This window comes from Bradyrhizobium sp. BLXBL-01 (assembly GCF_051853025.1).
Classification (GTDB): domain Bacteria; phylum Pseudomonadota; class Alphaproteobacteria; order Rhizobiales; family Xanthobacteraceae; genus Bradyrhizobium.
The window spans coordinates 2,544,001-2,567,194 of record NZ_CP182471.1; the positions used below are offsets into that span (position 1 = coordinate 2,544,001).

At 64.2% G+C, this 23,194-nt stretch carries 19 protein-coding genes and 3 pseudogenes; 16 read left to right on the top strand and 6 right to left on the bottom strand.

Annotated elements, in window-relative coordinates; all coding sequences use genetic code 11:
* Positions 1 to 19: 19 nt before the first annotated feature.
* The 11 genes and pseudogenes from otnK (at position 20) to ACNJYA_RS11450 (ending at position 10,912) form a co-directional block, all read left to right on the top strand.
* A complete protein-coding gene (otnK, locus tag ACNJYA_RS11400; protein ID WP_439402918.1) occupies positions 20 to 1,306 on the top strand; it encodes a 3-oxo-tetronate kinase in 1,287 nt (428 codons plus the stop codon).
* Entirely contained in the window at positions 1,303 to 1,950 is a 648-nt protein-coding gene (locus ACNJYA_RS11405; protein WP_439366408.1) for a class II aldolase/adducin family protein, read from the top strand. Before otnK ends, ACNJYA_RS11405 begins: the two co-directional genes overlap by 4 nt.
* Before the next feature lie 13 nt (positions 1,951 to 1,963).
* Entirely contained in the window at positions 1,964 to 2,752 is a 789-nt protein-coding gene (locus ACNJYA_RS11410) for a shikimate dehydrogenase family protein (RefSeq protein WP_439402919.1), read from the top strand.
* A 100-nt stretch (positions 2,753 to 2,852) separates the two neighbouring features.
* Positions 2,853 to 3,962, top strand: a complete 1,110-nt coding sequence (locus ACNJYA_RS11415) for an ABC transporter ATP-binding protein (protein WP_439367462.1) — start codon at positions 2,853 to 2,855, stop codon at positions 3,960 to 3,962.
* A complete protein-coding gene (locus ACNJYA_RS11420) occupies positions 3,959 to 4,837 on the top strand; it encodes an ABC transporter permease (RefSeq protein ID WP_439402920.1) in 879 nt (292 codons plus the stop codon). The genes ACNJYA_RS11415 and ACNJYA_RS11420 overlap by 4 nt, the downstream gene beginning before the upstream one ends.
* Positions 4,834 to 5,628 (top strand): ABC transporter permease, encoded by a 795-nt coding sequence (locus tag ACNJYA_RS11425; RefSeq protein ID WP_212255203.1) that lies wholly within the window; start codon positions 4,834 to 4,836, stop codon positions 5,626 to 5,628. Before ACNJYA_RS11420 ends, ACNJYA_RS11425 begins: the two co-directional genes overlap by 4 nt.
* A gap of 52 nt (positions 5,629 to 5,680) precedes the next feature.
* Positions 5,681 to 6,730, top strand: a complete 1,050-nt coding sequence (locus ACNJYA_RS11430; RefSeq protein ID WP_439367464.1) for an extracellular solute-binding protein — start codon at positions 5,681 to 5,683, stop codon at positions 6,728 to 6,730.
* 43 nt (positions 6,731 to 6,773) lie between these two features.
* On the top strand, positions 6,774 to 7,124 hold the full coding sequence (locus tag ACNJYA_RS11435; protein ID WP_172785639.1) for a hypothetical protein: 351 nt from the start codon (positions 6,774 to 6,776) through the stop codon (positions 7,122 to 7,124).
* Positions 7,125 to 7,449: 325 nt separating this feature from the next.
* Positions 7,450 to 8,781: pseudogene (locus ACNJYA_RS11440) on the top strand (N,N-dimethylformamidase beta subunit family domain-containing protein); the annotation flags it as partial.
* 113 nt (positions 8,782 to 8,894) lie between these two features.
* Positions 8,895 to 9,155: a hypothetical protein gene (locus ACNJYA_RS11445; protein ID WP_439402921.1), complete on the top strand. Its 261-nt coding sequence runs from the start codon at positions 8,895 to 8,897 to the stop codon at positions 9,153 to 9,155.
* Between the two features lie 80 nt (positions 9,156 to 9,235).
* Positions 9,236 to 10,912: a N,N-dimethylformamidase beta subunit family domain-containing protein gene (locus ACNJYA_RS11450; protein ID WP_439402922.1), complete on the top strand. Its 1,677-nt coding sequence runs from the start codon at positions 9,236 to 9,238 to the stop codon at positions 10,910 to 10,912.
* A gap of 109 nt (positions 10,913 to 11,021) precedes the next feature.
* Here the strand turns inward: ACNJYA_RS11450 and ACNJYA_RS11455 are convergent.
* Positions 11,022 to 11,726: pseudogene (locus ACNJYA_RS11455) on the bottom strand (GntR family transcriptional regulator); the annotation flags it as partial.
* A 168-nt stretch (positions 11,727 to 11,894) separates the two neighbouring features.
* Here ACNJYA_RS11455 and ACNJYA_RS11460 point away from each other — a divergent pair.
* Positions 11,895 to 13,121: an aminotransferase class III-fold pyridoxal phosphate-dependent enzyme gene (locus ACNJYA_RS11460; protein WP_439402923.1), complete on the top strand. Its 1,227-nt coding sequence runs from the start codon at positions 11,895 to 11,897 to the stop codon at positions 13,119 to 13,121.
* A 77-nt stretch (positions 13,122 to 13,198) separates the two neighbouring features.
* Here the strand turns inward: ACNJYA_RS11460 and ACNJYA_RS11465 are convergent, their stop codons facing one another.
* The 3 genes from ACNJYA_RS11465 to ACNJYA_RS11475 all read right to left on the bottom strand — a co-directional run bounded on the left by ACNJYA_RS11465 (position 13,199) and on the right by ACNJYA_RS11475 (position 16,433).
* The gene (locus tag ACNJYA_RS11465) at positions 13,199 to 13,357 is read right to left on the bottom strand and encodes a hypothetical protein (RefSeq protein ID WP_172785636.1); all 159 of its coding nucleotides are present in this window, start codon (positions 13,355 to 13,357) and stop codon (positions 13,199 to 13,201) included.
* Between the two features lie 36 nt (positions 13,358 to 13,393).
* Entirely contained in the window at positions 13,394 to 14,977 is a 1,584-nt protein-coding gene (locus ACNJYA_RS11470; protein ID WP_439402924.1) for an N-acyl-D-amino-acid deacylase family protein, read from the bottom strand.
* A 190-nt stretch (positions 14,978 to 15,167) separates the two neighbouring features.
* Positions 15,168 to 16,433, bottom strand: coding sequence for a D-amino acid dehydrogenase (locus ACNJYA_RS11475; RefSeq protein WP_439402925.1), 1,266 nt, complete (start codon positions 16,431 to 16,433; stop codon positions 15,168 to 15,170).
* Positions 16,434 to 16,751: 318 nt separating this feature from the next.
* On the opposite strand from ACNJYA_RS11475, the gene ACNJYA_RS11480 reads away from it, so the two are divergent.
* Both ACNJYA_RS11480 and ACNJYA_RS11485 read left to right on the top strand, forming a co-directional pair.
* On the top strand, positions 16,752 to 17,834 hold the full coding sequence (locus ACNJYA_RS11480) for a LysR family transcriptional regulator (protein ID WP_439402926.1): 1,083 nt from the start codon (positions 16,752 to 16,754) through the stop codon (positions 17,832 to 17,834).
* Between the two features lie 97 nt (positions 17,835 to 17,931).
* Positions 17,932 to 18,060: pseudogene (locus ACNJYA_RS11485) on the top strand (amino acid ABC transporter substrate-binding protein); the annotation flags it as partial.
* A gap of 31 nt (positions 18,061 to 18,091) precedes the next feature.
* Here the strand turns inward: ACNJYA_RS11485 and ACNJYA_RS11490 are convergent.
* Together ACNJYA_RS11490 and ACNJYA_RS11495 are read right to left on the bottom strand one after the other, a co-directional pair.
* Positions 18,092 to 19,435: an aspartate aminotransferase family protein gene (locus tag ACNJYA_RS11490; RefSeq protein ID WP_439402927.1), complete on the bottom strand. Its 1,344-nt coding sequence runs from the start codon at positions 19,433 to 19,435 to the stop codon at positions 18,092 to 18,094.
* A gap of 17 nt (positions 19,436 to 19,452) precedes the next feature.
* Entirely contained in the window at positions 19,453 to 20,400 is a 948-nt protein-coding gene (locus ACNJYA_RS11495) for a GntR family transcriptional regulator (protein WP_439402929.1), read from the bottom strand.
* 67 nt (positions 20,401 to 20,467) lie between these two features.
* Here ACNJYA_RS11495 and ACNJYA_RS11500 point away from each other — a divergent pair, with 67 nt between their 5' ends.
* Positions 20,468 to 21,628 (top strand): C45 family autoproteolytic acyltransferase/hydolase, encoded by a 1,161-nt coding sequence (locus ACNJYA_RS11500; protein ID WP_212255212.1) that lies wholly within the window; start codon positions 20,468 to 20,470, stop codon positions 21,626 to 21,628.
* Positions 21,628 to 23,193: an ABC transporter substrate-binding protein gene (locus ACNJYA_RS11505; RefSeq protein WP_246570744.1), complete on the top strand. Its 1,566-nt coding sequence runs from the start codon at positions 21,628 to 21,630 to the stop codon at positions 23,191 to 23,193. Before ACNJYA_RS11500 ends, ACNJYA_RS11505 begins: the two co-directional genes overlap by 1 nt.
* Position 23,194: the final 1 nt, after the last annotated feature.

Consider the following 23,194-nt stretch of genomic DNA (forward strand, 5'->3'; position numbering starts at 1 on the left):
CTCGAGATCTGCGGGACGCATGACGAAGCTTATCTTCGGGGTGGTGGCGGACGATTTGACCGGCGGCATGGAAACGGCCGCGATGCTGGTCGCTGCCGGCATCGAATGCGGATTTGTCACCGACCCCGATCTGGTTCGCGGCTGCGGCGATGTGCCGGCTATCGTGGTCGCGCAGAAGACGCGGGTGATCCCCGCGAGCGAAGCCGTCAGCATGACGGCGAAGGCGGCACGGGCGCTGCTTGCGCGGGGCGCGAGGCAAATCTTCTTCAAATATTGTGCGACGTTCGATTCCACCGACCAGGGGAATATCGGCCCCGTCTCCGATCTGCTGATGCAGCTGACCGGCGCCGAATACACCGCCTTTTGCCCGGCTTCTCCCGCCCTTCGAAGGAGTGTCTACAACGGTCATCTCTTTCTCGGCACCGAGCTGATCTCGGACTCGCCGAAACGCAATGATCCGCTGACGCCGATGACCGATCCCGATCTGGTCCGGGTTCTGCAGCGTCAAACGCGGGCCAAGGTCGGCCTTCTGGCGCATTCGCAGGTCAACGCCGGCGCGGACTCGGCCGGTCGCGCGATCGCGGAAGCGGCGGCTCGGGGTATCCGCTACTTCATTGCGGACACGATCTACGATCGGGATCTCGATACGCTTGCCACGCTCACCTGTGATTGGAAGCTGATGACAGGCAATGCGACGATCGTGCAGCACTACCCGGACATCTGGAAGGCGCGGGGGCTCATCGCCGCGGCCAGGAGACCGCCCAGTTTGCGCGCGGTTGGTGGCGGCGGCGTGGTTCTCGCCGGGAGTTGCGCCGAGCGGACGTTGGAGCAACTTGCTGAATTCGAGAAGAGCCATCCCTTGCTTCGCATCAATCTTCTGAACGCTGAAGATGCGGCGGCGACGGTTGGCGACGCGCTCGACTGGGCGCGGCCGCGGCTGCGGAACGGTCCTATCGGCTTCGCCACTTCGGACACGCCCGAGGCCGTCAAGATGGCTCAGGAGCGATACGGTCGTGAAGGCGCGGCGAAGCTCGCCGAAGCCATTCTTGGTCGACTCGCTGTCTCTCTTCGCAGTGTCGGCGTACGGCGCTTCGTCGTGGCCGGTGGCGAGACCTCTGGTGCGATCGTCGAGCAGCTCGGCATTCGACGTTTGCGGGTCGGTCCCTATGGCGGACCCGGCATCGGCACCGCGGTGACTGAAGACGAGGATCCGTTGGCCCTTTGTCTCAAGTCCGGCAAGCTGGGCCCCGTTGATCTGTTCGCGACGACGCTCGAAGCAATGTTGAATCCGGAGGGAGCCAATTGAACGAACGCGAACTCAGGCAATCCGTGCTGGATATCGTGGCCCGCCTCGAGGCCAAGGGCTTCAATCACGGCAGCAGCGGAAATGTCAGCACTCGCATCGGAGAAGACATTCTCATCACGCCGACCGGCGGCAATAGCGGCAACACCACCATCGACGGTCTCGTCCATTTGAAGCGCGACGGAACGGTGGTTGGAGACGGCTTGCCCTCCAGTGAATGGCACATGCATCTGGCGATCCTCAACGCCTATCCGCAAGTGAACGCGGTGGTGCACACCCATGCCGATTGCTGCGTCGCGCTGTCCTGCCTCGCAAAGCCAATCCCGGCATTCCACTACATGGTCGCCAGTTTTGGTGGCAACGATGTGCCTTGCGCACCCTACGCCACGTTCGGCACCAGGGCTCTCGCCGACGGCGCCGTCGCGGCGCTGAAACAACGCAAGGCCTGCCTGCTCGCGAACCACGGGATGATTGCCGTCGGCAAAGGGCTGCAGGCGGCCTTCGACCTCACCGTGAAGCTCGAAACCCTTGCCCGGCAGTATCTGCTCGCCTGTCAGGCCGGCGCACCCGCGATCCTTGCCGACGACGAAATGGCGCGGGTGGTCGAACGCTATGGCAGTTACGGCCGCGCTGCTCTGCCGGCCTGAGAAGGACTAGTCCATGGAGATCACCGGCAAGACCAAGATCATGTTTGTGCTCGCCGACCCGATCGATCATGTGCGGGCGAGTGCGGTCATGAATGCCTATTTCGGATCGATCGGCGAGGATGTGGCGGTGTCGCCGATCCATGTCCTGCCCGGCGATCTCGGCCAGATCGCCGCAAGCATCAGGCTCATGCGCAACGTCTTCGGCTTCGGCGTCACGATCCCGCACAAGACCGGCGTGATCGAGCATCTCGATGAGATCACGCCGACGGCGCGACTGATTGGCGCGGTCAATTTCGTGAAGCGGACGGCGGAAGGGCGCCTCGTCGGCGACAATCTGGATGCGAGGGGATTCATCGCCAGCCTCGCGCAGCATGAAATTGCGGTGCGCGATCGGAAAGTGCTCCAGGTCGGTGCCGGTGGCGCGGGACGCGCCACTGCATTCGGCCTGGCGGAGGCCGGGGCGCGCGAACTCACGATCATGAACCGGGATGAGGAGAAAGCTCGTGCGCTTGCGGCTGCCGTGGCGGCGCATTATCCCGCCACGAAGGTCAGCGCCGGCCGCGCGGAGGCGCGCGCATTCGATCTCATCGTCAATACGACGCCGCTCGGCATGAAGCCGGATGATCCACTTCCGCTCGACATCGAAGGTGTCGGTCCCGGCGCCACCGTCAGCGACATTATCGTCAATCCAGCAGTAACCCGCCTTCTTGCAAGGGCGGCTGCGCAGGGCGCAAAGGTCGTCGGCGGAAAGCCTATGCTCGACGCGCAGATGGCCCTTGTCGCAGGGTTCATCGCGCGATAGCCTGATATATCAAATATTATATCGAAGTCGCTGGGGCGGCTTTGGATTGGGTGCAAGGGCCGCCCGAGGGCAGGCGAAAGGGAAGCGAGGCTTCGTGAATATTGCATCGGCCAGGCAATCGGCGTCGGGCGCATCGATCCGCATCAGTCGCTTGGAGAAGCGCTTCGGTGCCGTGTCCGCCGTCGATGGCGTCGATATCGATATTGCTGCCGGTGAGTTCATCGCCCTGCTCGGACCCAGCGGCTCCGGAAAGACGACGATCCTGATGAGCGTTGCGGGATTCGAATTCCCGACCAGCGGCACCATTCACGTCGATTCCGAAGACCTGACCTATGTTCCTTCGAACAGACGCAATCTGGGAATGGTGTTCCAGAACTATACGCTGTTCCCGCACATGTCGATTCTCGACAATGTCGCCTTTCCCTTGAAGATGCGCGGTCTCCGGACGGCCGAACGTCACGCGCGCGCCGAAGCCGCGCTCGCAACCGTGCGTCTGGCAGGCTATGGCCACCGTCGTCCGAATGAGCTTTCCGGCGGTCAGCAGCAGCGCGTGGCGCTCGCGCGTGCGATCGTCTATCAGCCGCGCGTCCTCCTGATGGATGAGCCGCTCAGTGCGCTCGACAAGAATCTGCGCGAAGACATGCAGCTCGAGATCAAGCGATTGCACGCCGAGCTTGGCATCACCGTCATCTTCGTCACCCACGACCAAAGCGAGGCGCTGACCATGGCCGACCGGATCGCCGTCCTGAGGGATGGCAAGATCCAGCAGATCGGGCCGGCGCGCCAGCTTTACGAAAGGCCCGCGAATCTCTTCACCGCCGGCTTCATCGGCGAGATGAATTTCGTCGACGTTGCCGTCCAAAGCGTCGGCGACGGCATCTCTGTGGCGCTGCCCGGGGGTGAAACATGGCGCCTGCCGGCCACGGCGGCCGTTGAGCCAGTTGCGGCCGGCGAGGCAGCGGTGCTGGCCGTGAGGCCCGAGCGGCTGCAACTCGGCGCCAATCCCGCCGGGCAAGTCATCACTGTGACGCTGAGCGACATCGTCTATGCCGGGGCAGCCCTGCTTCTGATCGGACGTCTGCCTGACGGCACCGAGATGCGCGCGCGAATCCCCGGCGCCTCGCAGCTCAGCTCCCTGGCCCCGGGTGACGTTGCGACCTTCACTATCCCTACTGAGGCGATGCTGCTCTACCGGGGAAAGCGGCGATGACGGAGGCGAGGCGATCGCATTTCTGGCATTCCGACGGCCGCCGGCTGAGCGGCCTGTCGACGTTGCTGCTGCTCCTGCCGTTCTTCGCCATCATCGCCTTCGTCTTCGTCTATCCGATCCTGCAGCTCCTGGTGATCAGCATCCTCGAGCCGCATCCGACCTTGGATAATTACGCGCGCGTCGTCGAAAATCCGGTTCACATGCGCGTCCTGATGCGCACGCTCTGGACCGCAACGCTGGTGACCGCCTTGTCGGTGATCCTCGGCTTCCCGGTCGCCTATTACATGAGCCGGGCGAAGGGAACGGTCGCCGCCCTTGTCGCGGTCTGTGTCATCCTGCCGCTCTGGTCGAGCGTCCTGGTGCGCACCGCCGCCTGGTCATTCCTGTTCCAGCGCAACGGGCTGATCAATTCGGCGTTGATGTCTTTCGGTCTGACGTCACAGCCGTTCAAGCTGCTTTACACCCAGAGCGCCGTCGTCATCGCCATGACCCACGTGCTCTTGCCGTTCATGATCCTGCCGATCTACGGCGCATTGCGCAGCATTCCGAACGACTATGGGCGTGCGGCCGCCGTGCTCGGCGCGACGCGCCTGCGGGCCTTTCTGGAAGTCATCCTTCCCTTGAGCCTGCCGGGCGTCGTCTCCGGTTCGCTGCTCGTGTTTCTCACGGCGATCGGCTTTTTCATCACGCCCGCCCTGCTTGGCTCGCCGCAGGAGATGATGATCTCGACGCTCGTTTCGAAGCAGATCCGTGAGGTGCTCGATTGGCCCTTCGCTGCGGCGCTGGTCGGGGTACTGACCGTATTCGTGACGCTGCTGGCGATCGTCTTCAGCAAGACGTTGCGGTTCGACCGGCTGATGGGGAATGCCTCGTGAAACCGCCGACCGACCGCGGATCGCTTGCGCTGGGGGCCTATGTCTATGCCGTGCTGGCCTTCATCATCGTGCCTCTCGTCATCGTCATTCCAATGTCGTTCAGCCAGAACGACTATCTGGCATTTCCGCCGTCCGGCTTCACGCTGAAATGGTACGCGGAATATTTTGACAGCAGGCAATGGCGTGCCGCCACCTGGCTCAGCGTGCAGGTCGCCTTGCTGACCGCTCTTTTCGCGTCGGTCATCGGCACAGCCGCGACCTATGCAATGATCCGCGGCCGCAGCCGGCTGGTCACGGCTTTCCAGATCCTTTTGATCGGGCCGGTCATTGTGCCGCATATCGCGCTCGCCGTCGGCCTCTATCTGTTTTTTCAGACGATCGGTCTCTCCGGAACCATTCCAGGCTTCGTGCTGGCGCATACGGTGCTCACCTTGCCGTTCGTCGTTTTCACGATGGCCGCCGCGTTGGGAAAGGTCGATGCCAATCTGGAGGCGGCCGCCATGAGCTGCGGCGCGACACGCTTCCAGGCCTTTCGCCTGGTCACGCTGCCACTCGTCCTGCCGAGTCTCGCCAGCAGTGCGCTGTTTGCCTTCATCATCTCCTTCGACGAGCCGGTGGTGTCGTTCTTTCTGTCCGGTGTGCGCCAGAAGACGCTGCCGCGCCGAATGTTCGAGGACATCGAGCAGAACCTGACGCCGGTGATTCCCGCGATCGCGACACTGCTGATCGTCCTATCCATTTTGATTCTGCTGGGGGCCCATGTCCTCCGATCCCGCAGCGTCACCCGATAGCGAGCCAGTGAGAACCAGAGAGAGGAGATCGTCGATGCTGAAAACAGGTTGGATGTGGAATTCGGCAGCTGTCGTGCTTGGTTTGATTCTTTGTGGAGCGTTGCCGGCTGCCGCTCAAAAACTGGAAGACCAATTGGTGATTGCCACGACCGGTGGCCTGATGGGCAACACCCTCGCGAAATATTTCTACGATCCCTTCAACAAGGCCAAGAATGTCGAAATCGTCCCGGTCGCGATCGAGGTCCCCGACCAGTGGGCGCGCGCCAAGGCGATGCAGCGAACCGGCAAGGTGGAGTTCGACATCGTCACGGCGACGGGTCCCGACCTGGTCGGACGCACCGACATGCTCGAGAAGATCGACTGTGCGAAACTGCCCAGCGTCCAGAAGTTCGGCGTCTCCGACGCCTGTCAGCCCTACGGCGTTGCTCGCACGACCGGCGGCATGCTGATCACCTACAATACCGAAACGTTCAAGAACAAGGCGCCCAAGACATGGGCCGACTTCTGGGACGTCAAGCAGTTTCCCGGGCCGCGCGGGCTGCCAGACACCGGCGACAGCGATTGGTGGGTTCCGGTCGCCGCGCTCCTCGCCGACGGGGTCAAGCCGGACCAGCTTTTCCCGCTGGACATCAATCGCGCCTACAAGAAGCTGGACGAGATCCGTCCCAATGTCGCGGTGTGGTGGAAGACAGGCGACCAGGTGCAGCAGATCATGCGCGGCCGCGAGGTCGTCATGGCCATGAGCTATTCAGGCCGCGCGCTCGCCGTTGTGAAGGAGGGCGTACCGGTTGCGATGTCTTGGGACCAGGCCATTCGCGACACCGGTTACATGGCTGTTCTCAAGGGTGCGCCTGACCTCAATGCCGCCATGGCCTATCTCGACTTCTTCTATGCAAGCTCCGACGCGCACGTGCCGTTCATGCGCGCTGTCAACTATGCGACGGCCAGCAAGTCGGCCATCGAGCTGTTGAAGCCGGAGGAGCGCAATCTCTACGCGACCTCGCCGGAGAACTACGAAAAGCTGGTCAAGCCCGATTTCGCCTGGATCGGCGAACATCGTAACGAACTGCGGGAGCGGTGGATGGCCTGGCTGACGCGTTAAACCGCATTAGCTGCCATTTTGCGCTTGTAAGTGAGGACCGACCATGGATCACACCAGTGACCCCGGCGCGCTGCGCTACGTGATCGATCCCGGAAGGCTCGATCTCGTCAAGGAGTTCCGCGCAAGTCCGCTCGGCGTGCATAGTCCGGAACTTCGCAAGCTGTTGGCGCGGATGCGATGGGGCAAGCCGGAAGGGCGGCTTGTTCTGATCGTGCTCGAGCCTGGCAAGGCTTGGCGGCTGTCGCGCATCCCCAAGCGTCGGGGCGATCCGATGCCTTTCGTCGATGATCGCGTCTTCACCTCACTTGTTGAAGCGGAGTGGCATGTCTTCAAGCTGCGCTGGCAAGAGATGACGGGAACGACGCTGCCTGCGGAGATTTCCGGTGATCTATAAGACCAACGAGTATCTCGGCTATCCGGATCGCATCAGTGTCCCGGCAGGCGAGGCCGTCAGATTCCAGCTCAGCAGCAAGCGCCCGAGCGTGAAGGTCGAGGTGCTCAGGCTGCGCTGCGGCGATGTCGACACCAACGGCCCGGGCTTCAAATATGAGGTAATGACGAGCCCCATTGACGGTGAGCATGCCTGCCTCGACCAACCGATCCGCCCGGGATCCAATGCCGTGATTGACCACGACGGTGTACTGGTCCCGACCGGCGCGCATTGGTGTTTCGGAGCCTATGTGTACCCGACGCGGATCGCGGACAATGCCAAGGCCTTGATGGGAAATTGGTGCGAGCGTTCGGCGCGCGGCTATGCGCTCGAGCTCGACGAGGAGGGGCAACTGGTCCTGGTGCTGGGCCAGGTGAGCGGTACGCCGGCGCGTTTTGCCCTCGACGTCAAGCTACGGCAGCGCGTCTGGGCATTCGTATCGTGCGCGCTTGACCTTGCGCAGGGATCGGCCTCCTTGTCGCTGATCGTTCCGGCAGACGGCGTTCGGCCGGCCGCTGCCTATTCGAAATCGTTCGCGCTGCCGCACGCGCCCGCGCTCGATTCCGGCCTGGCGTTCCTGATCGCGGCCCATCATGCGAATGGGGATTGCCAATATACCTCGCACTTCGACGGCAAGATCGAAGCTCCGCGTGTCTTTTCGTGTCGGTTGGACGCAGAGGCGCTGCGGGTATTCGACGGCCGGCAGCGAACGGGAGCGAGCGATGCCGGGCTTGTCGCCTTCTGGGATTTCTCGAACGGAATCTCGTCGCTGTCGATCAAGGACCTTTCGCCGAACGGCCTGCATGGCAGCCTCCGCCAGTTGCCCCGCAGGGGCGTCACCGGCTTTCACTGGTCTGGCTCCGTCCACGACTGGCGGCTGTCGCTGCAGGAATATGCGGCGATTCATTTCCACAGCGACGACATCTACGATTGCGAGTGGCAGACAACTTGCAGGCTCGATGTGCCGGCCCACTGGCGATCCGGCGTCTATGCGCTCCGGCTGACGTCAGGTGGCGACAATCCCGACCGGGACTGCGAAAGCTACGTCACCTTCTTCGTGACGCCGGGCAAGGCGTCCAGACGCGCGGATCTCGTCCTGGTCGCTTCGGTCGCGACATATCTGGCTTATGCCAACAGCGCGCTGCGTCTCTATCAGGTTCACTTCGAAACGCTGATGGAGCACGTTCTGTGGTTGCCGCAAGATGACGTCTTCATGCAGGAGAACCCGGAGATCGGCCAGTCGACCTATGATTGCCATGTCGACGGCTCGGGGCGGGCGTACAGCTCCTGGCTGCGGCCCGTCCTCAACATGCGTCCGCGCGGCTACTGGTTCAATTTGATCAACGACACCCACATCCTCGACTGGCTCGAGGAGAAGGGGATCGCCTACGATCTGATCACGGATGTCGAGCTTGACCGGGAAGGAGCGCGGGCGCTCGCCCCTTACCGGGTCATGATGACGCCGACCCATCCCGAATATTACAGCTTCAACATGATGAACGCGATCATGGCTTATCAGAATGCGGGCGGGCGGCATATCTCGATGGGAGGCAACGCATTCTATTGGCGCTGCGGCTTTCATCCGGCCGCGCCCGCCGCGCTGGAAGTTCGCCGCGGCATGGCCGGAACGCGCACCTGGGAATCGGAGCCGGGCGAAGTGCATCTTGCCGGCACCGGTACGATCTTGAGCTCGGGACGCCGCCGCATGCGCTGCGGATCGCGACGTCGGAAGGATTGGGCGCGGGCGCGCTGCCCACGCCGGAGGAGTTTCGCACCGTGGTCGACGGACTCGACGGCACGCAGAATGCGCTGGTGCGCGCCGACATGGTGTTCTTCGAGACCGCCCATGGCGGCGCCGTCTTTGCGACGGGATCGATCACCTACGGCATGTCGTTGGGTCACAACAATTACGACAACAACATCAGCACCATCACGTTGAACGTCGTGAATCGCTTTCTCGATCCAAGGCCGTTCGTCATGCCTGCCGAAGCCTAGACTGCGGCCTCGATTTCGGCCCAACATGCAAAATCGCCATCTCGTCGCCAGAGATGGCTTCTCGAACCAGGGAGGCTGTCATGTCGGACAAGCCTGAGTTTCACCCGCCGGAATTGGGATCCTTCAACGTCGCTCCCCGGAAGGCGCGCCCGATGCATGCGGACGAGCACTGGGCCAGCCAGCCCTGGTATGAGGCTCCGCGCGGCGATCCCGCCGTCGCGGAAGTCTACACCTACACCGATGCGATGTCTTACGACCCGGGAGACGAAGTCGTCTTTCGCTCCTCCGCGACCGCAAAGGCCTGGCGGTTGCAGATCTATCGCGACGGTCTCGAGCCCGAGATGGTGCATGAAGTCGATGCGCTTGACGGCGTGTTCGCGGCTACGCCGTCCGATGCCTATCGCAACGGCTGCAACTGGCCCGTCGCTCATCGCTGGACGTTGCCGCCCGATCTGCGCTCGGGCTTCTATCGCGTGGTCTCGTCGTGCGAGCGAGCGAACGGGGCCCGCTTCGTCCAGCATCATTTCTTCGTCGTGCGCCCGACCGAGACAACGCGGCGCGCGAAGATACTGATGATCCTGCCGACGGGCACCTGGACCGCCTACAATGATTTCGGCGGTGCCAATCATTATTTCGGCGTCGAAGGTCCTGACAGGGACGAGCCGTCGCCGGTGTTGTCACTGCAGCGGCCATGGACGCGCGGCATGGTCTGGCTGCCGCCCGGCGCACCGCGCATCTGCGCCAATCCCGCGCCTGAGATGGGCGACGCGCCACGCTACCAGATGAAGGAGTGGGCGTTCTCCAACGGCTTTGGCCAATATTACGCGGCAGCGGGCTGGGCCCAGTTCGATCGGCATTTCGTGCTCTGGGCGCAGAAGGAAGGCTACGCCCTCGACATGATCACCCAGACCGATCTTCACTACCGGCCCGAGCTGCTCGAGGCCTACCCTTGCGTCACCATCATCGGCCATGACGAGTACTGGACATGGGAGATGCGCGAGGCGATCGAGCGCTATGTGGAGGGCGGCGGGCGGCTCGCGCGCTTTGGCGCGAACTTCCTGTGGCAGATCCGGCTCGAGGACGATGGCAAGCGCCAAGTCTGCTACAAGTTCAAAGCGGTCCACAAGGACCCGATCGTCGGCACGGACCGCGCGCGTCTGATGACGTCTGCCTGGGAAGATCGCAACGTCCGTTGGCCCGGCGCCTCGACGGTCGGCGTGAACGGTGCGCACGGCCTCTACGCGTCCTGGGGCGGATTCGCGCCGAACGGCCAACGAGGCTTTACCGTCTATCGCCCCGAGCATTGGGCATTTGCCGGCACGGGACTGCACTATGCCGACATCTTCGGCGACAAGCAGCACATCTTTGCCTACGAGGTCGACGGGCTGGATTACACGTTCCGCAACGGGCTTCCGTTTCCAGTCCCAGCCGAGGGGCAACCCGAGACCATTCAGATTCTGGCGATGGCGCCGGCCGTCCTGGCCGAAGACGAGCCGCAGGGTGAGGGCTTCCGCTATTACATCCGCAATAGCGACCACGAAGGTCTGGTGGAGTGCATCAACGGTGATGTCACGCCCGAGGGTCTGGCCCGCTACAAATACGGCTCTGGCATGATGGTGCACATGACCCGCGGCAAGGGCGAGGTGCTGACAGCCGCGACCTGCGAATGGGTGATGGGGCTGAAGCGCGGCGATCCGTACACGCAGCGGATCACCCGCAACGTCCTCGATCGCTTCACTGCGCCTCGCTCCGCGTGAGCAACTTTCAGCGACGCCTGGATTTCGCGCGTGCTGCCTTGGCAGGTGGTGCAGCGCGCGTCTTCGTCGCTTCAATCTCGACGTCTTCGTCGATGGCCGTCTCGGGTGTCATGAAGCGCGTGCCGCCATGCTTTTCCAGCAACCGGACGAGATTCTGGCCGCCCTCCATCATGTCCGCCTGGATCGACTCGCGAACCTTGTCCGGCCGGCGCTGCCGCAGATTCTTGAGAACGGACAGGTGCTGATGTTCGTTTGGATAGGTTGGGGGGGCGTGCGGATAATGGAAATTCAACAAGGGTCCGTTCCGCATCCAGATATCGTCGAGGATGGCGAGTACTTCGGGAAGCCCCGATCCATCATAGAGACCGCGGTGGAATTGCCAGTTGGCGCGAACCGCGTCGGACCATCTGTGCTCTTTCTCCGCGCTGATCAGCTCGCGGTGAGTGGCCTCCATCCTGTCGATATCGGCGTCCGAGATGCGCGTGGTTGCGTGCTCGGCGGCAAGTCCCTCGAGAAACAGCCTGACGGTCCTGAGCTCGATATACTGCTTGGCGGTCATGTGGGCGACCATGATCGAGCGTCCCGCCTGCATCTCGAGCGCGCGGCCGCGCACGAGCTGCATCAGGGCTTCGCGAATGGGCGTCTCCGACACGTTCATGGTCGCAGCAAGGTCGCGAATCTTGAAGCGATGGCCCGGCCAGAACCGGCCTTCCATCAGCGCCTGACGCAGATTGTTGTAGACCAAGCTTGTCAGGCTGTCGCGAGCCACCGGGCCCACAGCGCCCTCGCCATGTCTCTGTTCAACGTCAACCATTCTCGGTCCCCGCAAGGTCTGGGCTGTTTCGGCAATCCGCGCCGATACGGGGTCGGATCCGGACCCTAGCCTTTGATACGAGGTCTACGGGTCCGGGCCGGCAAAGCAACAATTCCCTTGTATCCGACAACATAATATATGATATATCAGAACTGGAGAAGAGAGAGCATGCCGGAGATGATCAGGACAAGGGATGCTGCCCTGCGGGCGCGGGCCGAGAAGGTCGTGCCAGGCGGGATGTGGGGACATCTCCACGCGGCCAAGTTGCCGGAGACGTATCCGCAGTTCTTCAGCCGCGGCGAGGGCGGCGTGCTCTGGGATGTCGATGGTCATCGCTACGTGGACTTCATGTGCAGCTGGGGTCCCAACCTGCTCGGCCATCACCATCCCGAGGTGGAGGAAGCCGCCGAGCGTCAGCGGCGCGACGGCGACTGCCTCAATGGTCCGGCCGAAGTCATGGTCGAGTTGGCCGAGCTTGTCGTCGATATGGTGGGACATGCCGATTGGACGCAGTTTCAGAAGAACGGCACCGATGCGACGACGACGTGCGTCACGATCGCAAGGGCTGCAACGGGTCGACGAAAGATCCTCGTCGCCAAGGGCGCCTATCATGGTGCCGTGCCGTGGTGCTCGCCGTCGCTTCTCGGCGTGACCGCGGAGGATCGCGCCCATCTCGGATATTTCACGTTCAACGACGTCGAGAGCCTCGAGGCGGCGGCCAGGGCGGCGGGCGATGATCTTGCCGGAATCCTGATTTCGGCGTTCCGCCACGATCTCGGGTTCGACCAGGAACTTCCAACCGCAGAGTTCGCGCGTGCGGCGCGTCGCATCTGCGACAGCAAGGGGGCCGCGCTGCTCATCGACGAAGTTCGCGCCGGCTTCCGCCTGAATGCCGCGGGTAGCTGGGAAGGTCTTGGTGTTCGGCCCGACTTGTCGGCCTGGAGCAAGGCGATCGCCAACGGTCATGCCCTGGCGGCTGTAACCGGAGCCGATTGGCTGCGCCGTGCCGCCTCCCAGATCTTCGTCACGGGCTCATTCTGGGCCGGCGCCGTCGCCATGGCTGCTGCCGTCGCGACATTGAAGATCGTGCGCAGGGACGATGTTCCGACCCGCCTCGCGCAGCTCGGGCAAACGCTGCGCGATGGCCTCGACACGCGTTCCCGTCAGTTCGGTCTTTCAATCCGTCAATCGGGACCGGTGCAAATGCCGACGCTTTTGTTTGAAGGGGACCCGGACTACCGGAAGGGTTCGGCCTTCTGCAGCGCGATGCTTGCAAGGGGTGTCTACTTCCACCCCAAGCACAACATGTTCCTCTGCGCCGCCCACACCAAGGCCGACATCGCCGCCGCGCTCGAGGCCGCAGAGCACGGCTTTGCAACGGTGGCGGCGCTATGATGTCACGTGGTCAGGCCCGCTGAGCTCGGACGCGCGTTGCACGAATGCTCGCTATCGCTGACGATCATCCGTATCGGCTAGATGCCGATGGCGGCCGCGGCATGGTCGAAGTGCCACATGCCGAGATCCTGATCGACGCGACGGTCTACGCTCAGCGCCAGCGGCGGCGCATCATTCGTAAGGCAGCGCAGCGACCGGTACCTCTGAGGGTCGCGCTCCTTTGATACAACGTTCATAATCAGGTCGTCATTTGAAAGGCCCTCAGGCGGTCTCTAAGGACAAGTCCCCGGCGCCGGCTTGCGCTTGAGCGCGCGGCCGCTGGCCGCCGTCGTCAGTTGGCCGTCCTGGATCGCGGGCGCGCCGTTGACCAACAGCGTCTGCACACCGACGGTTAGCTCGCGCGGGCGCACATAATCCGCCTTCGGCGCGTAGCGGGCCGGGTCGAACACCACGACATCGGCGAAATAGTCCGGCCGCAGATAGCCGCGGCGGTCGAGCTTGAAGATGTCGGCCGACAGCCCGGTGGACTGACGGATGAACGTCTTCAAATCGATGACCTGGCGCTCCCTGACGTAGACGGCGTATTTACGCGGAAAGGTGGCGAATTGCCGGGGATGGCCGTCGGTGCCGTCGGAGCCGGTGACGACCCACGGCTGCTTCATCACGAGGTCGACATCGCTGTCGATCATGTTGAAGGAAGCGATCGAGTCGCGCGGGTTGGCGCGCAGGATGCGCACCGCGGCGTCGACCGGCTCGACCTTCCACGCCTCGGACATTTCCGACAGCCGCTTTCCCGTCCATTCCCGATCGACGCTGGTCAGCAGGATCGAGTCTGCGCCGCCGCGGCGGCGCAAATTCTCGATCATCTCGCCGCGGATTTTCGCCATCTGTGCCGCATCGTCGAAGCGTTTGATCATCGCCGCATAGCCGCCATCGACCGCCCAGCGCGGCACCAGCGCCGCATCGAGGCTCGTGCTCGACGCCAGCCACGGATATTGATCCGCCGTCACCTTCTGGCCCGCCGCGCGCGCCGCCTCGATCAGGCCGATCACCTCCGGCACCTGGCCCTGCAGGTCGACGCCGAGCGCCTTCAGATGCGCAAAATGCACCGGCATCTCCGCCTCACGGCCAATCTGGAGCACCTCCTTCGCGGAGTTCATCAGACCAATGGAATACGAGCTCTCGTCGCGCTGATGGGTGTCGTAGATGCCGCCGCGGCGCGCGGCTTCCTTCGCCACCGCCACCACTTCCTCGGTCCTGGCAAAACTCTGCGGCGCGTAGAACAGCCCGGCGGAAAGGCCGATGGCGCCCTCGCACATCGCTTTGGCAACCAGCGCCTTCATGCGTTCCAGTTCATCAGGCGAAGGCGCGCGGGCATCATGGCCCAGCACCGCCTCGCGGACCGCACCGAAGCCGACATAGCTGACGATGTTGGTGCCGACCTTTTGCGCCTCGAGCTCGGCCTGATCGGCCGCGACGTTGGGCGTACCCCTGCCGTCGACGCCGATGAAGATGGTCGAAACGCCCTGCGTCAGCCATGGCGCATTTAGCCGCTTGGCCGCATCGCCCGAGCGGATATAGCTTTCGGGATGGGTGTGGACGTCGATGAACCCGGGCGCGACGATCATGCCCTGTGCGTCGATGCTGGCCTTTGCCGCCGGCGCGCCGGCATGCGGGCCGACATAGACGATCTTGTCGCCGCTCACCGCGACGTCGCCGACGAACGGCGCCTCGTCGGCGCCGGTGTAGATCGTCCCTCCGCTGATGAGGAGATCGGCCGTGTCGGCAGCGAACGCAGCGGCAGTCGGGACGAGACCAAAGCAAATGGCGGCAAGAAGGGCAGGCAGGCATTTCATCTGAAAAGTCTCCGTCATGCGCGCAGCAGGCTAGTTCGCGTTCTCCCGGCCAGCCAATGCAAAATTTGCATCGGAGGAGCGTCTGCCGGGCACTCAAGAAGTTCTTCCTCGCCAACAGCCGACCCTTGCGCTCATGGCGGACCTGTTCTGGGATCTCGGCGACAAAGGAAAAACGTATCTGACAGAACCTTCACGCCGCGCGCCGCACCGCAAACGCGCCGGCTTCGATCGCCGCCGGCTTGCCGTCGATCAGGTCAGCGGTGAGGCGGGCGCTGCCGCAGGCCAGGGTCGAGCCGAGCATGCCGTGGCCCGAATTGATGAACAGCCCGGAGAGCGGCGACCACCCGATGATCGGCCGGCTATCGGGCGTCATGGGGCGTAGCCCGCACCATGGCTCGACGTCGCCGCCAGTCGCCATCCCCAGCATTTCCGCCGCCGCGCGGCGCAGGATGTCGAGACGGCCCGGATCGAGGCTTGCATCTTTGCCGTCGAGATCGGCGATCCCGGCAACCCGGATCGCCGTGCCTTGGTCGCGCGCGAGCGGCGCGAACACCAGCTTGCGTTCGAAGTCGGTGACGCTGTGGCGAAGCGCGCTGGCGTCGCGCGCGGGCTGCAGCGTGATGCTGTAGCCCTTGACCGGGTAGATCGGCAGGTAGAATCCGCAAGCTCTTGCAAAGGCGCTCGAGGATGCTCCCATGCAGAGAACGAAGCGGTCGGCTTGCACGCGCCCCTTGGCGGTGTCCACGCCAACGAGATGGCCGCCGGACCGGACCGGTCCGGTCACAGGCGTGTCGAGCAGCCACTCGACATTGTTTCGCTGCGTCAGCCGGTCGGCAAGCGCGGCGCAGAACGCGGCGCAATTGCCGACCTGTTCGGAGGCGGTGAAAATGCCGCCGGCGAGTTCGCGTGCTCCGAGCTTGAGCGCGGGCTCCAGTGCGAGGCACTCGGCCGGCGTGAGCACCTGCTGCGCATGATCAGCGCCGGCCTCGCCGGTGACGGCGCTTCGCGCGGCGTCGAATTCGCTGGGCGATCGGAACAGCACCAGCTTGCCGGCGGTTCGCAATCCAAACGCGAGATCGAGCGTCTGCGACAGGCGTGTCAATTCGTCCCGGCTGATGGCGGCAAGCGCGAGCTGCGCGGCAACGGTGTCGCGCACGGCGGCCGAGCGGCAGGCGAGCAGGAAGCGCACGCCCCAGGATATCAGCTGCGGATCGAGGCCGGGGCGAATACGCATCGGCGAGCCTCTGGCGATCAGCAGCGAGGGCAGCTTCAACAGTGTCGCAGGCGATGCCAGCGGGGTCACGAAGGCATAGGACAGCTGGCCGCCGTTGGCGGCGCTGGCATCGGCGCCGGTCTCGGCATGGCGGTCGACGATGATCACGTCATGCCCGGCCTCGCTGAGGCACCATGCCGTCGTCAGTCCGATGACGCCGGCGCCGAGGACACAGATTTTCATGGCAGGACTCATTCTGGGCTGTCGCCCGATGCGGCAAGAGCGCCGATCGGGACGAGGAGTGGCGTTGCGGCCGCCAATCTAGGGCGGCCTGATCGCCGCCGGCGATGCCATGTCTGCATCATGCAAAACTTGCATGATTGGCGCCGCCGTAGCACGCTGGGAGCAGTCGGGGCGTTATCGGGCGAATGCGGATCGGCGCATGAAAGGCCGGGATGTGAAGCGAATTGGGCGGGGATCGGCGTCGGAAGGCCCTGATGCAAGGCTTGCATTGGTCAGGCCATATGCCGCTTCGCTAGGTTGCGCGCCATGGGGCAACCAATGCCGTGGCAGCAAGCAATGCCGGTCGAGGCGCGCCGTCCCGCGCCGTCGGGAGCAGGGTATCGCGGGGGATCTGCCGCAGCGTCCCGCATCAAGACAGGTCGCGTGATGGAACTGCGCTGGCTGCAGGATTTTCTGATGGTGGCCGAGACCGGCAACTTCACCCGAGCGGCCGAGCGGCGGAACACGTCGCAGGCGGCGTTCAGCCGCCGCATCAAGTCGCTGGAGGCCTGGCTCGGCTTCGATCTGATCGATCGCAGCGTCTATCCGACGCAATTGACGCCGCAAGGCGAGCGCTTTCGCGAGCATGCCGGCGAATTGCTGCGGCAAATGCTCGATAGCCGCGACGAGCTTGGCGGCAAGCCGCTGCGCTCGCATGAGCACATCAGGATCGCACTGCCGTTCGCCATGGCGACGGCGCAGCTGCCGCAGTGGTGGCAGGCCTGGTCCGCCGAGCGGCGCATGAGCTGTTCGGTCGTGGTCGGCAACATCCACGATCTCGTCACCTCGTTGGTGTCGGGCAACGCGGACCTGATGATCTGCTATCACCACGCCCAGCAGCCGATCCATCTCGATCCGGACCGCTACGAGCGCGTGAGCCTCGGCACCGAATATTTGCGGCCCTATGTCAGCGAGGCGCTGGCCGGCAAGGGAGGCATATCGCTGCCGGGCAAGGCGTCGCATCCGGTGCCGCTGCTGATGTATTCGCCCGGTGTCTATTTCGCGCGCCTGGTCGATCTCATCCTGGAGAATGCCCCGATCGCCGGCCAGCGGGTGATCGAAAGCGACATGTCCGATGTGCTGTGCGAGATGGCGCTGGCCGGCCGCGGCGTCGCCTGGCTTACGGAAGGCACCGCCGCGGCGCATGGCCGCAAGGGACTGGCGGCCATCGGGGGCAACAAATGGGCGTTGCCGCTATCATTAGTCGCTTTCAAGGACCGGACGAATAGCCAGCGCTCGCTAAATCTCTTTTGGTCCGAATTGTGCAGGAATAATGCGGCCCATGCCGCAGGCGGGCGAGCGGAGCAGGTTGCGAAAGTACGGGTCAAATCGCCTGCCAGGCCTTCGAGATCGAGTCGCTGAAGTATCGTTAGTCAATCACCAAAAGAGGGGGAATTTCGTGAAACACCGTCGGATCAGCTTCTGTCTGCTTGCTGGCGCGTTGTCCGCCGGGCCGGCGATGGCATAGGAACTCACGGGAACGCTGAAGGACGTCAAGGAGACCGGCGCAATCACGCTCGGCTTCCGCGACTCCTCGATCCCCTTCTCCTATCTCGACGACAACCAGAAGCCGATCGGCTACGCCATGGGTAGCGCGTCCTCATGCAGGACGGCGGCCGTCAGCTGATGCTGTTCAATGCGCGGCCAATGGCAGCAAAGATATCGGCGATCTGTTCCTCGGCGATGATCAGAGGCGGCGAGATCAGCAGCGTATCACCGCTGCCGCGGATCAGGATGCCATCCTCATAGCAGCGATTGGCGCATTCGCTGCCGCGCGCGCCCGGCGCACCCTCGCGCGGCTTCAGGTCGATCGCGGCCAGGAGCCCGATGTTGCGGATGTCGACGACATGGGGGAGCTCGCGCAAGCCGTGCGCATGGTTCTCCCACACCGGCGCGAGGCGGCGCGCCCGCTCGAACAGGCCGAGATCCTGATACACGTCGAGCGCGGCAAGACCGGCCGCGCAGGCCAGCGGATGGGCCGAATAGGTGTAGCCGTGGAACAGCTCGATCGCGTTGTCCGGCCCCTGCATCAGCGCGTCATAGACCTTGCCGCTGACGATGACGCCCCCCATCGGCACGGCGGCATTGGTCATGCCCTTGGCGCAGGTGATGAGGTCGGGCGTCACGCCGAAGGCGTTGGCGCCAAACGCTGCGCCCAGGCGGCCGAAGCCCGTGATCACCTCGTCGAAGATCAGGAGAATGCCGTTCTGATCGCAGATCTGGCGCAGCCGCTCGAGATAGCCGACCGGTGGCGGCAGCACGCCGCCGGAGCCGGTCACGGGCTCGACGATGACGGCGGCGACGGTCGAGGGATCGTGCACCTGCAGCAGCTTTGACAGCTCGTCAGCGAGATGCGCGCCCCATTGCGGCTGCCCGCGCGAGAACGCCGCGTGCTCGGGACTATGCGTGTGCGGGAGGTGATCGACCTCGGGCAGCAGCGGGCCGAAATCCCTGCGGTGGCGGACGATGCCGCTGACCGACAGGCCGCCCCAACCCATGCCGTGATAGGCTTTTGCGCGCGAGATGAAGCGGATGCGGCTGGCTTCACCGCGGGCGCGGTGATAGCCGCGTGCGATCTTCAGCGCGGTGTCGACCGATTCCGAGCCGGAATTGGTGAAGAAGACGTGGTCGAGCCCGGCGGGCGCGATCTCGGCGATGCGGCGGGCGAGCTCGAAGGCGGCCGGATGGCTCATCTGGAACGAGGAGACGAAGTCGAGCTTGGCCGCCTGCGCCTGGATCGCTTCGACGATGCGCCTTTGCGCATGTCCTGCGTTCACGCACCACAGCCCCGCCATGCCGTCGAGAATGCGCCTGTTGTCGTCGGTGATGTAGTGCATGCCCTCGGCGCCGACGAAGATGCGCGGCTTCGACTTGAACTGGCGGTTCGGCGTCATCGGCAGCCAGAACGGCTCCATGGCCTCGCGGGTGAGGGGGCTGTTGGAGGAGAAGGCATTCATGTTCATGGCAACTCTTGCAAAGGTCAGGAGGCTTTGGATGGCGTGTTGGAATTGGCCGGGCTGCGCTTGAGCTTTGCTGCGCCTTCGAGATGCCGGCGCAGGAGCGCAGCTGCGGCCTCGTTCTGGCCGGCTTCGAGCTGGTCGAGGATGGCGAGATGCTCGCGGCAGTTCACGATCACGCGCTCGTGGCCGAAGGTCCAGTCGTAGTTGCCGAAGCGCCGTAGCCGGTTCTGCTGTTGAACCGCGACCAGCAGATAGCGGTTGCCCGATGCGGCGGCGAGGCCTTCGTGGAAGGCCGCGTTCATCTCGTAGAGCGCGATGCTGGCGGTGTCGCTCCATGGCATCGCCAGCATCTTCTGATGACGGCGGCGCATCTCGGCGGCCCAGGCCGGATCGAGCTTGAAGCCCGGCTCGAGCAGGCCGGCCGGCTCGATCAGGAGGCGATAGCGATAGCTCTCGTCGCGCGCCTGCGTATCGGCGAGCGTCGGCTGGAAGCGCCAGCCATGGCCCGGCTTGCGCTGGACTGCGGCCACCTCCGCAAGCTTGCTGAGTACGCGCTGCACGATCGGCCGTGTCGCGTCATAGCGCTGCATGAGGTCGCGCTCGGAAACGTCCTCCGGCAGCCGGCCGGCGCGGCGATCGCGCGCGATGGCGAGGAACAGCCGGTCGGTATCGTCGGGGCTGGGCTTTGGCGGGGTCTTGTGCGCGGCGGGGGCGGCCTCGGCGACGAAATAGCCGCGGCTGGCGCCTGCATGCACGAGCTTGCGCCGCGCGAGCAGCTTCAGCGCGGCGCGCACAGGCGTGCGCGAGACCTGCAGGCGCTCGGCAAGCGCGACTTCGGCTAGGCGCGTGCCGGGCGCGAGCCCTTCGCTCCGGATCAGGTCCATGATCCCGGCCGATAGTTCGCGCTGGAGCCGGCTCGGCGCCGCCTTTTCCACGGCGGATTTCGCGGTCAAAGATTTTTGTTTCATGTCATCACAAAATACATTAGCCTTCATGAGAAAGCAAAAGGAACTTCAAGAAGGAATTTGGCGTCCCATGGTCGAACCCTTTCCGCTGATCGAAATCTCCGGTCCTCCGCGCGAGCGTGGCCGTCAGTACGGGCAGAAGGCGGCGGCCCGCATCAAGAAGGGGACGACGCACTACTTCGCGCAGCTGAAGGAGCTCTCGCTCGACTCCAAGGGAATTGCCGAGCTGGTGCGCGAATATCTGCCGGTCATCCAGGGTTTTGATCCGAGCTATATCGAGGAGATGCGCGGCATCGCCGAGGGCGCCGACGTTCCGTTCGAAGACGTCGTCCTGCTCAACGCCCGTACCGAAATCATCAAGCTTGCAAACCCTGCGATCCGCGCGCGCCTGAAGACGCCGGAAGATCCCGATGGCTGCACCGGCGTCGTCGTGATGCCGCAGGCCGCCGCCAGCGGCCGCCTGATCCACGCCCAGAACTGGGACTGGAAGCGCGAATGCGCGGAGACGGCGGTGGTGCTGAAGGTGCGGCGCGACGACGGGCCTGACCTCATGACCTTCACTGAAGCCGGCGCGCTTGGCCGCTGCGGCTTCAATTCCGTCGGCATCGCGATCACCGCGAACTATCTGGAAAGCGACCGCGACTATCGCCAGGCCGGCGTGCCCTTGGCGCTGATCCGCCGCAAGGTGCTGGAGAACGAGCATCTCGCGCTGGCGATGCGTGCGGTCTATTGCACGAAGAAGTCGGCCGCCAACAACATGATCGTCAGCCATCGCGAGGGCGTGGCGATCGATTTCGAGTGCGCGCCCGACGAGACCTTCCAGGTGCATCCGCAGAATGGCCTTTTGGTCCACGCCAACAACTTCCTCAGCCCAGTCGCGCTCAGCAAGCTCAAGGACACCGGCATCTTCAATACGCCTGACAGCCTGTACCGCGACATTCGCGTCCGCGATCTGCTCCAGCCGCACATCGGCAGCATCACCTTCGACACCGTCAAGAACGCCCTCTTCGACGAGTTCGCCTATCCCTGGTCGGTCTGCCGCCCGCCGCGCCGCAATCTCAGCAACAATCTCAGCGCCACCGTGGCGATGATCCTGATGGAGCCGGCGAGTGGATTGATGCAGGCGGCGCCGCTGCCGGCGCTCAACCGCGAGTTCACCGAGTATCGGCTCGAGATCGACGAGATCGGGCGGGCCGCGTTCGAGCGGTCTGCCGCCGCGGGGGCTGCGTGATGCGGCGGCGTCAGCCATCGCCGGCATGGGCGGTCGGTCTGGCCGCGCTGGTCTTGCTGGCCATGCCGGCAAGGGCCGGCGCCGAAACATTGCTGCGGACGCGGCTCAACGCCGACATCCGCTCCACCGATCCCGGCACCAATCGCGATGCCAACACCGACGGCGTGATCGCGCATGTGGTGGAGGGCCTTGTCGCTTTCCGTGACGACACGGCGATCGGCCCGATGCTGGCCGACAGCTGGACCGTTTCGAACGAAGGCAGGACCTACACGTTCCGCCTGCGCCAGGGCGTCAAGTTCCACAACGGCGCCTCCGTGACGGCGGACGACGTGGTCTGGTCGCTGAAGCGCTGGCTCGACCCGGCGACGCAATGGCGCTGCCTCTCCGAGTTCAGCGCGACAGGCATTGCGCGCATCGAGAAGATCGAGGCGCCCGATCCGCTCACCGTCGCCATCACGCTGGATCAGCCGACGGCACTGTTCCTCCCGACGCTGGCGCGGCCCGATTGCGGCCAGACCGCCATCATCCACCGCGATTCCGTCGGGGCGGACGGCAAGTGGATCGCCCCTGTCGGCACCGGCCCGTTCAAGCTCGGCGAATGGAAGCGCGGACAATATGTCGATGTCGTTAAATTCGACGGATATGTCTCGCGCAGCGAGCCGCGCACCGGCTACACTGGCGCCAAGGACGTCAAGGTCGACCGCGTGCGCTTCAACGTGATCCCGGACAGCTCTGCGGCGAAGGCTGGGCTGCTCAGCGGCTCGCTCGACGTCATCATGAGCCTGTCGATTCCCGATCTGGAGGAGCTTAAATCGCGCTCCGACGTGCAGCTCAGCATCACGCCCGCGCTCGGCCTCACCGGCATCCTGTTCCAGACCAAGGACCCGCTGCTGAAGGACGTGCGGATCCGCCGCGCCATCGCGCTTTCCATCGATACCGCCCAGATCGTCGACGCCGTGATGATGGGCACCGCGCGGGCGAACAATTCCGCTTTGCCGCTCGGCAGCCCGTTCTACAGCGAGGCGCAGTCGCACGGCTACACGCAGAATATCGCGGAAGCCAAGAAGCTGCTGGCGGAAGCGGGCTACCGCGGCCAGCCGATCAAGATGATCACCAACAAGCGCTACAGCTTCGTGTTCGATTCCTCTGTGCTGGTGCAGGCGATGGCGCAGACGGTCGGGATCAATATCGAGCTCGAGGTGATGGACTGGGCGGCGCAGCTCGACCGCTACAATCGCGGCGACTACCAGTCGATGGCTTTCGTCTATTCGGCGCGGCTCGATCCGTCCTTGAGCTTCGAGATGCTGACCGGGCCGAAGGCCGCGCAGCCGCGCAAGGTCTGGGACAATCCGGAGGGCCAGGAGATGCTGCGCCAGTCGATGATGATCGACGACGCGGCGAAGCGGCAGGCGCTGTTCGACGAGATGCACAGGCGCTTCATCGCCGATGTGCCGATGATCGTGCTGTTCAACGGCGCCGAGCTGACGGCGCTGCGCAAGGGCATCAAGGACTATGCCGGCTGGCTCTATCCGCAGCCGCGCTTCTGGGGCGTCACGGTCGAATAGG

Bases quoted from the DNA above. Each gene is read 5' to 3' on its own strand.
- otnK (WP_439402918.1), top strand. From the start codon at position 20: ATGACGAAGCTTATCTTCGGGGTGGTGGCGGACGATTTGACCGGCGGC.
- ACNJYA_RS11410 (WP_439402919.1), top strand. From the start codon at position 1,964: ATGGAGATCACCGGCAAGACCAAGATCATGTTTGTGCTCGCCGACCCG.
- ACNJYA_RS11420 (WP_439402920.1), top strand. From the start codon at position 3,959: ATGACGGAGGCGAGGCGATCGCATTTCTGGCATTCCGACGGCCGCCGG.
- ACNJYA_RS11430 (WP_439367464.1), top strand. From the start codon at position 5,681: ATGTGGAATTCGGCAGCTGTCGTGCTTGGTTTGATTCTTTGTGGAGCG.
- ACNJYA_RS11435 (WP_172785639.1), top strand. From the start codon at position 6,774: ATGGATCACACCAGTGACCCCGGCGCGCTGCGCTACGTGATCGATCCC.
- ACNJYA_RS11450 (WP_439402922.1), top strand. From the start codon at position 9,236: ATGTCGGACAAGCCTGAGTTTCACCCGCCGGAATTGGGATCCTTCAAC.
- ACNJYA_RS11460 (WP_439402923.1), top strand. From the start codon at position 11,895: ATGCCGGAGATGATCAGGACAAGGGATGCTGCCCTGCGGGCGCGGGCC.
- ACNJYA_RS11465 (WP_172785636.1), bottom strand. From the start codon at position 13,357: ATGAACGTTGTATCAAAGGAGCGCGACCCTCAGAGGTACCGGTCGCTG.
- ACNJYA_RS11470 (WP_439402924.1), bottom strand. From the start codon at position 14,977: ATGAAATGCCTGCCTGCCCTTCTTGCCGCCATTTGCTTTGGTCTCGTC.
- ACNJYA_RS11475 (WP_439402925.1), bottom strand. From the start codon at position 16,433: ATGAAAATCTGTGTCCTCGGCGCCGGCGTCATCGGACTGACGACGGCA.
- ACNJYA_RS11480 (WP_439402926.1), top strand. From the start codon at position 16,752: ATGCCGTGGCAGCAAGCAATGCCGGTCGAGGCGCGCCGTCCCGCGCCG.
- ACNJYA_RS11490 (WP_439402927.1), bottom strand. From the start codon at position 19,435: ATGAACATGAATGCCTTCTCCTCCAACAGCCCCCTCACCCGCGAGGCC.
- ACNJYA_RS11495 (WP_439402929.1), bottom strand. From the start codon at position 20,400: ATGAAACAAAAATCTTTGACCGCGAAATCCGCCGTGGAAAAGGCGGCG.
- ACNJYA_RS11500 (WP_212255212.1), top strand. From the start codon at position 20,468: ATGGTCGAACCCTTTCCGCTGATCGAAATCTCCGGTCCTCCGCGCGAG.
- ACNJYA_RS11505 (WP_246570744.1), top strand. From the start codon at position 21,628: ATGCGGCGGCGTCAGCCATCGCCGGCATGGGCGGTCGGTCTGGCCGCG.